The organism is Pedobacter sp. KLB.chiD, assembly GCF_047040275.1.
Classification (GTDB): Bacteria; Bacteroidota; Bacteroidia; order Sphingobacteriales; family Sphingobacteriaceae; genus Pedobacter.
In genome coordinates this window covers 101,711-117,156 of record NZ_CP178207.1, presented here as the reverse complement: position 1 = coordinate 117,156, position 15,446 = coordinate 101,711, and the positions used below count along the sequence as shown (strand labels likewise).

At 45.2% G+C, this 15,446-nt stretch carries 13 protein-coding genes; 1 reads left to right on the top strand and 12 read right to left on the bottom strand.

The features are described from left to right. The 10 genes from ACK1I8_RS00565 to ACK1I8_RS00520 all read right to left on the bottom strand — a co-directional run bounded on the left by ACK1I8_RS00565 (position 1) and on the right by ACK1I8_RS00520 (position 12,377). The gene (locus ACK1I8_RS00565) at positions 1 to 249 is read right to left on the bottom strand and encodes a hypothetical protein (RefSeq protein WP_412467449.1); all 249 of its coding nucleotides are present in this window, start codon (positions 247 to 249) and stop codon (positions 1 to 3) included. A gap of 98 nt (positions 250 to 347) precedes the next feature. Beyond that, positions 348 to 524 (bottom strand): hypothetical protein, encoded by a 177-nt coding sequence (locus ACK1I8_RS00560; RefSeq protein WP_412467448.1) that lies wholly within the window; start codon positions 522 to 524, stop codon positions 348 to 350. Positions 525 to 546: 22 nt separating this feature from the next. Further along, complete coding sequence (locus tag ACK1I8_RS00555) at positions 547 to 1,233, bottom strand: DUF1345 domain-containing protein (RefSeq protein WP_412467447.1); 687 nt, start codon at positions 1,231 to 1,233, stop codon at positions 547 to 549. Positions 1,234 to 1,242: 9 nt separating this feature from the next. Beyond that, complete coding sequence (locus tag ACK1I8_RS00550) at positions 1,243 to 1,986, bottom strand: ZIP family metal transporter (RefSeq protein WP_412467446.1); 744 nt, start codon at positions 1,984 to 1,986, stop codon at positions 1,243 to 1,245. Further along, complete coding sequence (locus ACK1I8_RS00545; RefSeq protein ID WP_412467445.1) at positions 1,976 to 2,629, bottom strand: hypothetical protein; 654 nt, start codon at positions 2,627 to 2,629, stop codon at positions 1,976 to 1,978. Before ACK1I8_RS00545 ends, ACK1I8_RS00550 begins: the two co-directional genes overlap by 11 nt. Before the next feature lie 33 nt (positions 2,630 to 2,662). Next, positions 2,663 to 3,985: an NRAMP family divalent metal transporter gene (locus ACK1I8_RS00540; RefSeq protein ID WP_412467444.1), complete on the bottom strand. Its 1,323-nt coding sequence runs from the start codon at positions 3,983 to 3,985 to the stop codon at positions 2,663 to 2,665. Positions 3,986 to 3,988: 3 nt separating this feature from the next. Further along, complete coding sequence (locus tag ACK1I8_RS00535; protein WP_412467443.1) at positions 3,989 to 6,298, bottom strand: heavy metal translocating P-type ATPase; 2,310 nt, start codon at positions 6,296 to 6,298, stop codon at positions 3,989 to 3,991. Between the two features lie 30 nt (positions 6,299 to 6,328). Further along, a complete protein-coding gene (locus ACK1I8_RS00530; RefSeq protein ID WP_412467442.1) occupies positions 6,329 to 7,561 on the bottom strand; it encodes an efflux RND transporter periplasmic adaptor subunit in 1,233 nt (410 codons plus the stop codon). A gap of 10 nt (positions 7,562 to 7,571) precedes the next feature. After that, positions 7,572 to 11,954 carry a CusA/CzcA family heavy metal efflux RND transporter gene (locus ACK1I8_RS00525; RefSeq protein ID WP_412467441.1) on the bottom strand — a complete coding sequence of 1,461 codons (4,383 nt, stop codon included), beginning with the start codon at positions 11,952 to 11,954 and terminating at the stop codon, positions 7,572 to 7,574. 102 nt (positions 11,955 to 12,056) lie between these two features. Continuing rightward, complete coding sequence (locus tag ACK1I8_RS00520) at positions 12,057 to 12,377, bottom strand: DUF6660 family protein (RefSeq protein ID WP_412469338.1); 321 nt, start codon at positions 12,375 to 12,377, stop codon at positions 12,057 to 12,059. Positions 12,378 to 12,598: 221 nt separating this feature from the next. Between ACK1I8_RS00520 and ACK1I8_RS00515 the strand changes: the two genes are divergently transcribed. Continuing rightward, complete coding sequence (locus tag ACK1I8_RS00515; protein ID WP_412467440.1) at positions 12,599 to 12,796, top strand: hypothetical protein; 198 nt, start codon at positions 12,599 to 12,601, stop codon at positions 12,794 to 12,796. Here ACK1I8_RS00515 and ACK1I8_RS00510 read toward each other — a convergent pair. Continuing rightward, positions 12,793 to 14,973 (bottom strand): TonB-dependent receptor, encoded by a 2,181-nt coding sequence (locus tag ACK1I8_RS00510; protein ID WP_412467439.1) that lies wholly within the window; start codon positions 14,971 to 14,973, stop codon positions 12,793 to 12,795. The two genes, ACK1I8_RS00515 and ACK1I8_RS00510, sit on opposite strands and share 4 nt — an antisense overlap. 59 nt (positions 14,974 to 15,032) lie before the next feature. Beyond that, on the bottom strand, positions 15,033 to 15,353 hold the full coding sequence (locus ACK1I8_RS00505; RefSeq protein WP_412467438.1) for a DUF6660 family protein: 321 nt from the start codon (positions 15,351 to 15,353) through the stop codon (positions 15,033 to 15,035). Positions 15,354 to 15,446: the final 93 nt, after the last annotated feature.

Here is a 15,446-nt window from a genome sequence, read left to right as displayed (position 1 = left end):
TTATTTTTTAGATCCGGGGGTATTGATATCAGAATCGTTGCTTTTTTCCTTGGTATCCTTGTTCCAATGTGAATTATAGAAATGTTTGGCTTTAAAATAAATGGCGAGTGCCAGGAGCAGCGCCAGTATCCAATAAAATACCATCAGGAAGACCGACTTCTGTGGCCCCTTTGCCTTCTTCTTTTTTGTGGTTGGCCCACCTGCCCTGGCAGCAGTGGGCCGGGCGTTGTTTTTTTTCTTTGTCTGCATTTTATTCAATGTTTTAAGATCGGTGAGGAGCCTTGTGGATACCTTTCCGCGGTTTGCATTATATTTTGTGTGACCGGGGGATAATCTCTGCTCTGCCATTACCCCTCCAGGTTAATAAACCATTGCTGGGCCCTGTTGATTGCAACCTCTACAATATTGAGTTCGCTTACCTCTCTGGTAATTCTAAGTTCGTTCGAGATCTCGATCGCTTTTTCCCTCACCCTTGGGTCAAGGTCCTTCATCTCAAGTGGAAAATGTTCTGTTGTCCAGTCCATAGGTTTTTAGTTTTATGTTAGATTATTTTTGGATCATTCCCGAGAGCACATTGATTGTCAGGGCAACTATTACGGTATTAAAAGCAAATGAAAGCACACCGTGCATCCATGCAAGCCTTCGGATCCGTTTGGAGGAGATTTCTACGTCAGATACCTGAAAAGTCATTCCTATAACGAAAGCGAAATAGACAAAATCCATATAATCCGGATCTTCCTCTCCCGGAAAGATCAGTCCTCCGGGCTTTTCTATTTTTCCTTTCTTCTCATGCTCAATGTCACAATAATAGAAATGTGCATACCGCATGGTAAAGACGGTATGAACCAGCCACCATGAGCTAACCACGCAGAGCAACGGAATCACGATGGTCATAAAAAGGCTTTGATCGGTCTTTTCCGAATTCTCGCGCAAAAGGATAATAATGGAAAAAAGACTGGCAAATGCAGCGGTGATGGCAAAAAGAAAAATGAGCGTCCTGCTTGAATCCTGCGCATGGGCATCGTGTTTTATCTGACTGGGATGCGAGGAGTTAATGGTTATCCACGCAAGTGCTATGCTGGTGGTTGCATAGGTTAGCCACGCCACCATCCACCTGACCGAGGTTTGCAGTTCCATAACATAGCAAATACCAAGGACGGCAAGAGCAACACCCAGTGAGAAATAAAGTTTATGGTGCGCATCGAGCTGGCTGATTTTAGTGATAATGTGCATTGTTTTAGATTAAATAATGAGTCCCAGAATCATAAACACAAGAAATCCTAAGAAAAAAGCCGCGGTAAAAAATGGAGAATCCTTTTCTTCATGGGCTTCGACAAGAAGTTCCTCGGTAACTAAAAACAGTAAGGCTGCGCTACCAAATGAGAGTACAAGTTCTAGCATTTTTTCTCCTGTAAAATGCAGCATGAAAAAACCTCCCCCTGTTCCCAATAGAAAAACCAGGCCAAATAGCAAGAGCACTTTGATCAGCCTCCTTTTTGAACTTCCAAGCTTGGTTAGCCTGGTACCTACTGCGAGTCCCAGCGAAAGGCATTCCATCGCAAGGGCCAGTGCAAGCAGGGTTCCTTCTTTTGATCCCGCCGCAAAACCTATCCCTAGAAGAAGGCCGTCCAGCAGCAGGTCAATGCCTACCGCGATAAGCATTCCCCAAGGCAAAAGCCTGCCGTCGTTTGTTCCGCCCATTTTGAGCTCAAGTCTGGCGGTATACCATTTGATCAAAAGCATGGCAGAAATACCCAGGGTAAAACCTATAATTATTGCGGTTGTATCATGGATCCTGATCATATCTGGCAAAAGCTCGACTGCCACGACTGAAAAAACTACCCCTGCAGCAAAGTGTAGGATCGTACTCTGCACAGCAGCCGTGGGCTTTTTCCAGGTTACGATCATGCCACCGATTATAAGTAAGATGACCGGAACCGCCGCAAACAGCAGTATGTTTAAGGAAATAAGTTGTTTAACCTGCATAATTCTTTCTTAAATAAAATCTATAGGCACGAAAGGAAAGGTACCCAAGGGTAAGGCTAAGACCTGTGCCGATAAGGATTTCCCGGGGGTAGTTCCAGCTGTTATAGGCTCTGCTGTAAATGTAAAGCAAGGCCCATAGACCTGTTAGAACATTTAGACTTACATATCGCCTGCCAAAAAACAGTGCAAGCAGAAATGCAAGACCTGCCGCAGCCGAGCAGACCGGAAGACAGCCATAAACGGCGCCAGCACCGCCGACACCGATTCTAAGAGAACTTCGGAACTCATGGTCATATAGCGGACGTAAATGACCAAAAAATGCATTGAAACTCAACAGGCCTCCCAGAGAAACCATCAGATAAACAATGATAAAAATGGCCATCCTTGAAAATCTGACAGGGTCATAGGTAACCAGCCTTAATAAGAGAAAACAGTAGAAGGGTATCCAGAACCAAAAGCTGGCCGACTCCTTCATTACAGCGTCCCAAAAACCGGAATGATTCTGATTGGCAAAGAGAAGAAGACTTTTATCGGCTCTTTCAAAATAGCTTGAAATATGCGACTCAGCAACCATAAACCTGCCCATAAGACCTAAAAATACTAGGGTCGTAATTAAAACCGGAAATGGAATCTTATCTCTCATGATTTTTTATGGGGTGTTTTGGCTGCCTATATTTTATGAGGTAAACTGTAGATAGATCAGGAATATTGCCGAAACGGCCATCAGGAGAAAAGTTAACAGGCCAAGAATATTGGAAACCCTGCCATTGGTATACTCTCCCATAACCTTGCGGTTGTTTGAAATATGCAACAGTATTGCAATGATCACAGGGGAGGTCACCCCGTAAAGTATAGCGGTATATAGCAGAGCGTCTACGGGGCTGATCCCGATATAGTTCATCAATAGACCTAGGATAACCGAAATAATAATCACAGCATAAAAAGGCTTTGCCTGATTGAATTTTCTGTCCAAATTTCCCTTCCAACCGAATGTCTCGGATATGATGTAGGACAGGCTTCCGCTTAGTACGGGAATAGCGAGAAATCCTGTTCCTATTACCCCGAGTGCAAAAAGTAGGTATGATGCCTTTCCTGCAACAGGCTCAAGTGCCTTGGCAGCCTGCTCAACAGTATCTATCTGATGGATTCCCTGATTATACAAAGCTGTGCCGGTAGCCAGGATCGTAAAGAACATAATCATATTGGAAAGCAGCATACCCAGATTTACGTCCAGCGACATTTTGCTGATGAGCAGTCCAAGAAGTCTGTTTTCTTTCTTTTTGTGGTCTTTGCCGGTGAGTTTTCCCCCATTTATACTGACAAGCCTTTTATTGACCATCATTTGCCGCTTTAGGGATTTTACATCTTCGGCCTCCATTGCGGTCTGCCAGAAGAAAAGGTAGGGCGATATCGTCGTACCAAGAATTGCAACCAGCATACCTATAAATTCCTTGTTCCATTTGATGGTTGGGATAAAGGTAGCCTTCATCACCGCTGTCCAGTCGGGCCTTGTAAAAAAAGGAACAACAATATAAAGCATCAGGGTCAAACAAAGATATTTCAGCACCGAGACGAATGTAGAATAAGGCAGATAAATGATAAAGAACAGCAATATTCCGGTGAATAGTACACTAAAAACAATGGCATGAACGGCAGGAAATATGAGGTGCGCCACAGCGCCCATACCAGCGATATCGGCACCAATGTTCAGGACAATAGCCGGCACACTGAATATAATCATCAGGTACAGTACCCATTTTGGATAGTGTTTCTTAAGCGTTGTGGTCAGCCCGACAGTCGTGATCAGCCCGATGCGGGCGCAGATCTCCTGGATTGCTGTCATCAGGGGGAACGTAATGATCACTGTCCAGAGCGTAGCAAGCCCATATTTTGCGCCGGCCTGTGAATAGGTGGCAATACCTGATGGGTCATCGTCACTCGCACCGGTAACGATGCCCGGCCCCAGGGCCTTCAAGAATTTTTTAACCTTTTTGAACATGTCTTATTTTTTCCTCTTTTTCGGTGCTTTTTTATTATGTCCGTTGTCGTAAGCAAGTAAGCGCAGCGCATTGAATACTACAACCAGCGTAGAGCCTTCATGGGCGATCACAGCCGGGCCAATAGATGCGATTCCAAGAATGGTCAGCGGAATAAGCGCTCCGACAACACCGAGAGATATCCAGAGGTTCTGTTTGATGATGCCCCTGGCTTTACGGCTAAGCCCGATGGCAAAGGGAAGGCTTTCCAGCTTATCGCCCATCAGGGCAATATCTGCTGTTTCCAAAGCAACATCAGATCCCGCAGCGCCCATAGCGATACCTACGGTACTCTTGGCCATGGCCGGGGCATCATTCACGCCGTCTCCCACCATCGCAACCATTTTTTCTGATTTGGCGAGTTTCTGTACTGCCTTGACTTTGTCTTCCGGCATAAGGTTGCCCCATGCCTCGGTTACACCGATCTGTTTAGCTACCGCTTCTGCAACCTGTTGGTTGTCCCCGGTGAGCATAATCATTTTTTTGATCCCCAGCTCTTCTAGTTCTTTAAGCACATGTTTTGCCTCTTCACGGGGAACATCCATAAGGGAAAGAATGCCGATGAAATCGTTATCGACCCTGACAAGCATCGAAGTATGTCCGCCCTTTTCCAGCTCTTCAACCTGTTTGAGAATATCTTCGGGTATTCCATCCTTTTCAAAAAGGGCCTTGTTTCCAATGAATACTTTTTTACCGTTGACCTCCGCCTGAACACCTCTCCCGGTAATGCCCTTGACGTTATGTGCCTCCGGAACGGATTTTTTCTTCATTTTTTCGAGTGCGCCTTTTACAATTGCCTCGGCCAGCGGGTGATCGCTGAGTTTTTCAACTGCAACAGCAATACCCATTAGTTCCTCTTCTGATATGTCATTCAGTGGAATCACGTTTGTGAGCTGGGGCTTGCCTTCGGTAAGTGTTCCGGTCTTGTCGAACGCGATTGCGTTGAGTTCGCCCAGATCTTCCAGTGGCCGCCCTCCCTTTATAAGGACTCCGCCACGTGCAGCCCTTGCAATACCGCTAAGTACTGCGCTTGGGGTAGAAATCGCCAAAGCGCACGGGCTTGCAGCAACCAGTACGGACATCGCGCGGTAAAAACTTTTGCTAAACGGCTCATCAATAACCAGGAATGCAAAACATAGTGCGGTCACCAGAACCAGTACAACCGGAACGAAATACTTTTCGAACCTGTCGGTAAATAGCTGCGTTGGGGATTTTTGTTTTTCCGCCTCATTTACCATTTTGATCAGGCGTGAGATGGTAGAATCCTTGGCTTCCCTGATTACCTTAACCTCCAGAACCGAGGCTCCGTTGATTGTTCCGGCAAATACACGGAACTGGGGCTTGATGGTTTTTTCGGCAGAATAGTCCTTTGATGCGTCCGGTACGGGTGATTTGTCCACTGGCACACTCTCACCCGTAATAGGAGCCTGGTTGACACTGCCCTCACCCTTTACAACCACTCCGTCTGCCGGAATCTTGCTGTTGGGCTTGATGATAATGACATCTCCAAGCTGAAGATCTTCGATGCGCACCTCAGATTCCTTGCCATCCCGGACAACCAGGGCTGTCGGGGGAGCCAGACTGGTAAGGGCCGCTATAGATTTTCTTGCCTTGCCCATCGCATAGTGTTCCATCGCATGTCCCAGACTGAACAGGAAGAGCAATAATGCGCCTTCGGCCCAGGAACCCAGGATTGCTGCGCCGATTGCGGCGACCAGCATCAGAAAATCGATCTCAAAGCCACCTTTCAGTATAGTTTCAACTGCTTCCTTGGCCGTAAAGAAACCGCCAAAGAAATAGGCTGTTATGTAGAGTGCAAGGCTTGCCCATTCGGGAACACCGTCTATGAAAGAAATTCCAAATCCTATCCCCAGCGCCGCGCCACAGATAAAGGCGAAGATCATTTCCGTGTTCTTCCCGAAAATCCCGCCATGTTCATGATCATGACCTTCCTCTTCAGCATGGTCAAGATGAGCCTCTTTCTCCTTTTCAGCTTCTTTTCCCTTCTTGGATGGTTTTTCAGAAATAGGCTGTGAAGAAGTTTTGATTTCTTCCTTTACCGGCTTCGCTTTTGTTTCTTTGGAATCTGAGCCTTCCTTCCGGACTACAGGCTTTTTGGCAGATGATTTGGTGTCGGATTTTTTCTTCTTGTTTTCCATATCGGGGTAAATTGATTTTTGTTGAATATTCAGGGCAACCGCTTTATCTGTATTCTCTGCCCGTGTGAGTTCACTTTTTTTAAAAAGATGCCTCCCTAACGAGGCACCTTTATTCAATGTGTGTACTAAAAATCCTTTGTGGGGACTTTACTCTTCTTCGCTGTTCTTCATTTTTGACAGCAGATCATATGTACCTTTAAGTACAACCTTGCCTGTAAAATCCCGTCCCGAAGGCATGGTTACCTCTATATAACCGCCGTCGGATATACCCGTTGTAACCTCTACCATTTCAAAATGATGGCCGGCCTCAGTGGCGCCCTCTTTGTTTCCGGATTCGTTTTTTGCTGGTTCCTTTGCCTTTTTGTCCGCCGAGTTCTGGACGAAAATGTATTTTTTGCCCTCAAAGTCTACAACCGCTGCAGAAGGCAAAGCCATTACCTGCACGGCACCTGTTTCGATGAAAGCCTTAAGGTAGGTACCGGGGATAAACCCGGCGCTTCCCTGGGCAATAGCATGAACGGTCACGGTCTTATCGGCATTGATCTCACCGCCTACCAGCTGTACGACAGCAGTACGCTGGGTTGAATCATTGGTGAGTGAAAAAAGCACCTTCTGTCCTTTTTTTACCTTCTGTGCATCTTTTTCGAAAACGTTGAGCTCAACGTGGAGATTCGAACTGTTTACGATTTCGAACATTGCATCATTGGGGGCCACGAATTTGCCAGTATTTACGTTAACCTTGGTTACATAACCATTGATCGGCGAGTAAATATTTATCTGACTACGGATATTGCCGGCGTTTAACGAGGATGGATTGATATTGATCAGTTGAAGACGTTGCTTTAATGCATTTTCCCTTGCAAGATTTCCCAGATAAGCTGCTTTGGCCTGTTGGAGTGTTTTTTGAGCATTAACGTTCTGCTGGGCAAGGGTTTGTTGTCTTTTGTATTCAGAATCCGAAAGTTCAAGCTGGCTTTTGCTCTCCAAGTAATCCTGTTGCATCTGCACATATTCCTGATTCTGGAGTATGGCAATAACCTGACCTTTGCTCACCTTTGTCCCCTGTAACAGCGGGGTGGATTTTACAATACCACCCATCTGAGTGGTAATGCTCACCAGGTTCTGTGGTGGCACGTCAATAAAGCCGTTTACTTTCAGCATACCGCTGAGTGCACGGAGCTCGGGACTTCCCAGCTCTATCCCTACAGACTTGAACTGTGACTGGCTGAGCTCTACTGAGTTGCTTTCCTCGGTGGCCGTGCTGTCTCCAGAGGCTTCTGTTCCAGCGCCATCTTTTTCCTTGCTGCCGCAAGAAGAAAGCACTACTGCCAGTGCCCCTATGTAAGATAATCGGCTGAGGGCTTTAAATATTTTTTTCATTTTTATATTGTTATTGACCTTTTAGGTACTGTAATGTGTATACTGATTGATTGTATTGGTTGATGGCCTCCAGATAGCTGAAGCGGATATCAGAGTAGGTACGCAGGGCCTGCAGATATTCTACATAGCCGATCTCCCCTGCCTGAAATGCAATCTGGGACTGCTTTAGGATCAGGTTGGCATTCGGCAGGGCACTGTTCTTATAATAGGCGATACTTCTGGAATTTTTCTGAAGGTCCTGGAAGGCCTGCTCATACCTTCCACGAAGATCTGTCTGGGAAAGGATAAAATCGCTTTCGGCTACCTGCTTATCTATCTTTGCCGCTTTTATCCTTGAGGAGAAAGGCTTAAAGAAAAGCGGTATGGAGATCCCTGCAGAAACCCCCTGAAAACGTTTGCCTCCATTAAAATAAAGATCCTGACCGCCAACATTCTGTGCTCCGATAATGGACTGGTTGAAATAGCCGATACTGAAATCGGGGCCGGAGCGTGAGCGCTCGAGCCTTACCGTCTTGTCGGCAATATCTATCTGCTGGGCCTGCAGCGCAAGAATTGGATTTTCTGATGTAACGGTATCAGCCTGGCTAACATTCCAGACTACCTGGCCAAATTCCGCGTTCATGATACTGATCTGTTCCCTGGTATTCAGCAAGCGCTTAAGTTCGGCGGTATAGGCAAGGATATCAGCTTCATTCTTGCTCATCTGGTTGCGAACCTCATTATACTGAGTTTCAGCAGTAGTTTTTTCAAGTAGATTGGTCTCTCCTGCCTGGTACCTCAATGAGGCGGCCTTCAGAAAGTTACTGTAAACACTGTCCTGGCTTTTGTAAAGCTTTTGAAGGGCAATGAAATAGCCCAACTGGGCGTAAACGCTTTTCACCTGATAGGAAAGTTCTCTCTGTGTTACCTGAAGGCCGATTTCCGCTCCCCTGATCTGCGCATCATACAAGTTGCGCTGACTTTTGAACAGCCCCGGATAGGGTATGTTCTGAGAAGCCGAAAAGTTATTGTCGCGTTTGATGGTATTCATCTGTCCGTACTGCACCTCAAAGCTGGTCTTTCCAAGATCTGTTGAGGATCCCCTTAGCGCCTGTTGCCTGCCAATCTGCAGGGTGGAGGATTTCACAGCCTGGTTATTACTCAATGCTGTGCTCAAAGCCTGCTCAAGGCTCATACCCTTGGCGGGAACGGTCTGCGCCTGGGTCTGTCCCGATAAAATGAAAAGTCCAAAAAACACCGCTAGGGAAACTACAGTTGTTGGAAGGGCAGTTTTTTTGCTTTTCCAACCTTCAAAATAAGTATATAGCACTGGAAGTACGATTAAGGTTAATATGGTGGAAGTAATCAGTCCCCCGATTACTACGGTTGCTAGTGGTTTCTGCACCTCAGCGCCTGCTGCACTGGATATTGCCATTGGAAGGAACCCAAGAGAGGCTACAGTTGCGGTCATCAGGACAGGTCTCAGACGGATAGCAGTTCCCTTGAGGACAATGTCCCTAATACTATATTTATCCATTTTTTTCAATCTGTTGAATTCGGTAATCAGTACGATTCCGTTGAGCACGGCTACCCCGAATAATGCAATAAATCCAACACCGGCGGAAATGCTGAAAGGCATTCCCCTTAAGATTAACGCAAATATTCCGCCGATTGCGGCCATCGGAATAGCAGAAAAAATCAGTATCGACTGTTTTACAGATCCAAATGAGAAATACAGCAATAGCAATATCAGTAAAAGTGCAACCGGAACAGCAATAGAGAGCCTTTGTGTCGCCTCTTTTAAGTTTTCGAACTGCCCTCCATAGGTAATGTAATATCCTGCGGGCATTTTGATCTGTTCGTTTATTTTCTGCTCGATCTCTGTTACCACACTCTGGATATCACGCCCACGGACATTTAGCCCCACTATGATGCGCCGTTTGGTATCCTCACGTTGAATCTGATTAGGACCTATCTTAAACTCTATGTCAGCAAGTTGGTCAAGTGGAACCTGATTGCCGTTCGGGGCAGTCACATAGACATTTTTAACATCATCAATACCCTGGCGGTTCTGTTGGGACAGGCGCACAATAATATCGTAACGCTGCTCTCCCTCATATACCAGCCCCGCAGACTGTCCTGCAAATGCAGTGTTGAGTGCCTGGTTAACCGTCCCTATGCTCAATCCATATTGTGCAATCCGGTCACGGTTGATCTTTACCACAATCTGTGGCAGACCGGTTGCCTGTTCCAGATAGAGATCTTTTGCGCCCTCTACACCCGAAACAATTTTCCCGATCTTTTGGGAGATACTAGTGAGGGATTCGAGGTCATCTCCGAAAACTTTGATCCCAATATCCTGTCTAACTCCCGAGATAAGTTCATTTGAGCGTAATTGGATTGGTTGTGAAAAACCAAAACTAACTCCGGGAACTTCTTCAAGTGCATTACTCATCAACTCGGCCAGTTCTTCCCTATCATGGGTAGTGGTCCAGTCTTTTTTATCTTTGAGTATGATGGTCAGATCACATGCTTCCATTGGCATGGGATCGGTAGGAATCTCGGCAGCACCAACCTTACCAATTACTTCTTTCACCTCAGGAAACTTTTCCACAAGGATTTTTGAAGCCTGATTTACCTTATCAATAGTCTGGGAAAGGGAACTGCCGGTAAGTAGCCTGGTTTCTACCGCAAAATCACCTTCCTCCAAGGTGGGAATGAATTCTCCCCCCATCCGGGTAAAGATAAAAATACTGATGCCCAGAAGAACAACCGATGATGTCACAACAATTATTCTTTTATTAAGTGCAGCCTTGATCATTGGAGTGTAACGGCGCTGGAAAAAATCCATCATCCGATCTGAAAAATTCTTTTTGTGCGCAACTTTTTTGCTTAAGAACAGCGAGGAAACCATAGGAACATAGGTAAGGGACAAAATAAAGGCTCCCAATATGGCAAAGGAAACGGTTTGTGCCATAGGACCGAACATCTTGCCTTCAATACCTACAAGGGCAAGGATGGGAAGATAAACGATCAGAATGATGATCTGTCCAAATGCAGCGGCACTCATCATGCGGACGGCAGATTTTTCAACCTGCTCATCCATTTCGGCCTGCGAGTAGGCGCGGCCAAGCTTATTCCCAGAGAGGATGTGCATTGTGGCTTCCACAATAATTACCGCCCCGTCGACGATAAGTCCGAAATCTATCGCGCCAAGACTCATCAGGTTTCCCGATACACCAAAAAGGTTCATCAGGGAAATCGCAAAAAGCATAGCTAGCGGAATCACTGAGGCAACAACCAGCCCGGCCCTAAAATTCCCAAGAAAGAGAACCAGGACAAAAATAACAATCAGGGCGCCCTCGATCAGGTTTTTGGCTACTGTGCCCATGGCACGATCAACAAGCGCACTTCTATCTAAGAACGGCTCAATGGTTACCCCCTTCGGTAGAGTTTTACTGATTCTGTCTATCTTAGCCTTCACCTGTTTTACCACGTTATTGGCATTTGCGCCTTTCAGCATCATTACTATACCGCCAACAGCCTCACCTTCTCCATCCTTTGTTGCACGTGTAAGAGCACCATAACGGATTGAACTACCAATCTGTACGGTGGCGATATCGTGGATAAGCACCGGGATTCCGTTCGCATTGTTTTTGACAACGATCTTATTGATATCATCAAGATTGCCGACTAGGCCTTCACTCCTGATAAAATAGGCATTGGGCTTTTTGTCTATATAGGCGCCCCCCGTGTTCTGGTTATTCTGTTCCAGGGCAGCGAAAACATCGCTGATGCTCAGGTTCAGGCTCCGCAGTTTATCGGGATCAAGCGCAATCTCATACTGCTTTAAAAGGCCACCGAAACTGTTGACCTCTGCAATGCCCGGCGTACCAAGGAGCTGTCTCCTTACGATCCAGTCCTGGATGCTGCGCAGCTCGCGTGCATTGAATTTCTTTTCGAATCCGGGCTTTGCATGGATTACATACTGGTATATCTCCCCAAGACCTGTTGATATGGGGGATATTTCCGGATTACCAAGTCCTGATGGGATGTTATTCTTGGCCTCGGCAAGCTTTTCGTTTACCTGTTGCCGCGCCCAGTAGATGTCAACATCATCATGGAATACGATGGTTACAACCGATAGTCCGAACCTTGAAATGGAGCGTACCTGCTCTATTTCAGGTATGGTGGACATGGTCTGTTCTACAGGATAGGAAATAAGCCTTTCTACCTCCTGGGTAGCAAGGGATGGGCTAAGGGTTATGACCTGAACCTGATTATTGGTGATATCGGGAACGGCATCAATGGGAAGTTGTCTCAGGGAATATACGCCCCATGCGATCAGCCCCAAAGTGAACAGGGCTATTACAAGCTTGTTCGCTATTGAAAACTGAATAATTTTTTTCAGCATTATTTGTTTAATTAAGTAAAAAATAAAAAAGCCAGATCAATGCACAGCGTAGCCTCGTATGGATTACGGGCAAAAACATAGCATCGAAATGAAGATCGATTTTTAACTTAATTTAGGCGGCTGCCAAACAGATAATGGTAAAGAGATAACCTCACCCATGTAAGCTTCATTATATTCTGAGCTTATTGGTTTTGAGATTACCACAAGAGATGTTGAAGAAATAACTTCAGAAGTGGTGTTACAGCACGAGCAAACGCAGAACGGTGAACAGAAATCACTGCGTTCTTTTTCTGTAGAATGTGTTGTTATGCTTTTTTCAGTTAAAGGTCCACCATGCAACTTGCCCATAGCCAATACATCAGCGCATGGAATGCAGCTGAGTATTACGATAATGAAGCAGAGAAACAAACTGGATATTTTCACTTTCAAAATTTTACCAAATATATAAATTTATTTAAGAACAATTTTTTTTAGTCCTGGTTTGAAAAAATTTAATACTTTGTAATTAAATAATTATAGCCTACAGGTTTTCACCCATCATTCAAAAGTTCCACCACTTGAACAATCAACCGGAAACCTCCTTTGCCCAAACCAAAAAACTTCATATAATCTGGGTAAAAAGGAAAGGAAGTTTTCATTTATTGATGAGACAAGTACAGGGGGTAACCTTCAACCTTTCAGAACTGACCTTATCGGCCAACATAGACTCTTCTGATGGAACATGGCTTTTAACCGCGATGAAAGTTTCAAATCAGCCGGCCAGGGATTTTTTAAATATCAAATCCCTGGCCCGGCTAAAATGTGAATTAACTACACAGAAAGGTCAATTACCCCAGGTTTAAAGTTTGAATTTTATCCCTCCGTTTATCACAAACCCATCGACAGGAGCATAGATGTCCCTGAAAACAGGACTTGTAATGCTTCCTGTATATATCGAATCAAAGCTGGTCTGCCTGGTGTCCGTTAAATTCTCAAAATTCACAAAAATTGAAAACCGTTCCCAAAGCTTTTCTGCCATCAGACCGGCGGTCCAATAGCTTTTACCAGTGGCACCATCATTTAGCAACTGTTTGCTGAAATAGTACGCCTCGGCACCGATCTTCCACTTATCTTCAATCTCATACATCAGTACATTATTTAACCTGTGTTTTGAAACCAGCGGATAACCCGTGCTGGCACTTGCTGTATGCTGGTTTACATCCGCCAATGTATAACCTATGAAAAGTTTAAAATCACCATAGGTTACTTTGGCATTAGTTTCCATTCCCCTTGTATCCAAATTGCCTTTCGGCTGTACATAGGTGAGATTGCCACCACTAGAGGCCATCAACAATATCGGGTTATTGATACGGGTATAAAAAAACATCTGGTTGATGCTGAATCCAACCGCTCCGTCAAACAAGGAGGTGCGATAGTTAACATCATAGTTGGCGCCATATGAGCGTTCCGCTTTTGTATTTGCCACATCTAAAGGCGCTACATTTCTGAACTGGATCCGCTCGGCATCTTCGGTAAATACAGTTGGCGCCTTATAACCTAAACCACCGCCCAAGCGGGTAGAAAAATGTTCATTGATCTTCCACAATCCGGAAATTCTTGGTAAGAAGAAAAATCCATATTCATTGTGGTAATCTCCCCTTACTCCTGATTCAAGACTAATTTTTTCAGATAGGTTCCAGGTGTTCTGCGCAAATGCCCCGACCGTGTTATAATTGTAACTTCTTACTGCATTGCTACTGTTGCGGTCTTCATTAAAATTGTCGGTCAAAAAGTTCATCCCCAACACCCAGTCAGCTTTTTCGCCATTACGGCTATAATTGGCCTCGCTATAAGTAGATACCTGAACGCCTGAAAACAGGTAGTTTGGCAATCCGATACTCCGGTCATAATAGCTCACCGAATTGCGGATAACCAGCTTTTCCTTTTCACTCAGTTTATGATCCAACTCAACCTGAGAACTGTAACGCCCGGTTTTATTCTGTTCGAAATAAGAATGGGCAGCACTGCCATTTCCCTTCACGTATTCCAGGTCGCCGCCAATCCGTTTTTCAGTTGTAGCGTTGATTCCTGCCGAAAGCGTAGTCGCATCATTGAAATAAAAATATAATTTGGGGTTCAGGGTGAAACGGTCAAACTTGGGGATAGCCGTTAAGCCAATATCAGAAGGATCATAGGCCGTCCCTTTGTTATATGCACCGTAAACCGTGATACCTATTTTATCAAATTTCTGCCCATAAAAACCACTGGCATCCAACCCTAAAGCAGAAGTACCGTTCAAAAGAAAATTAAGCTGACGCGCTTCCGTCGGTTTTTTAGAAACCAGGTTTACCAGTCCAGCAATTGCTCCACCACCGTAAAGGGTGGAGGATGAACCTTTGATCACCTCTACCTGCTGCAGATCCAATGGGGCAATCTGAAGCAGGCCCAATCCACCCGAGAAACCAGAGTATAACGGAAAACCGTCCCTAATGATCTGGGTATATTTTCCGTCCAGTCCCTGTATGCGGATACTGGAGTTTCCGCTGGTCGCAGAAGTCTGCTGGGTCTGGATGCCCGTACTTTCTGCCAGCATCATGCGGATGTCGCCAGGTTTCATATTTCCCTTTTCATCCAGTTCTTCCCCCGCGATAACCTCGACCCGTGTAGGAATATTATCTATGGTACGGCTGCTCCTTGTAGCTGAGATTACTACATCCTCCAGTTCCTGGTTTTCTTCAGCTGCAGTAAGTAAAACAGTCAAAAGGTTAGTTTCAGCAAGGGGAAAGGTCAGCGTATCGGTTTTGGTCTGGTAGCCTATATAACTAAACTGAATGATCTGTTTACCTGAAGCTATGCCACCGATACTTGCAATACCTGCACTATCTGATTTAGTGCCAATGTTCGTCCCAATCACTTTTAATGTAGCTCCTGGAAGTACCTGGTTTGTCTTTGCGTCTTTGATGACGGCTTTATATGTATTTTGGGCAAAGGCGGTAACTGTAAACAACAGTATAGCCAAAACCACAATCGTTCTTTTCATAATGATCTTAAAATAATGATTTCGATAAATATGTCCGTTTAGGACGATAGGAAAATAAACTACGAAAGTTTGGGCGGCTGCCAGATGGAAATAGAAATAGCCTGGAGTTCAAGTGGAATATAAGCCGTATTGTGCTGAACAGGTAAAAGCTGGACCGCAAAAACGATCATTGTACGTGTAGTGATGGTAAAGCCGATACAGGTACCGCAGACATAAAACGGTGAACAGCCTTTGCAGCAATTATCATTATGTTCACTGCAAGCATGTTTTTCCGATTTATCGGTTTTCAGTACATGGCTATCTTCTCGCGCTAAAGCACAGCATGGTACCGCGGTTAGCGTAAATACGATGAGAGATAAAACCAGGGCAATGAATTTCACGGTGTAAAAGTATAAAATTTACTGATACCCGCGCCGTTATTATCTGATATTACCGGTTGCAAAGCATGTATATAAAGAATAAGAGCATGGTAC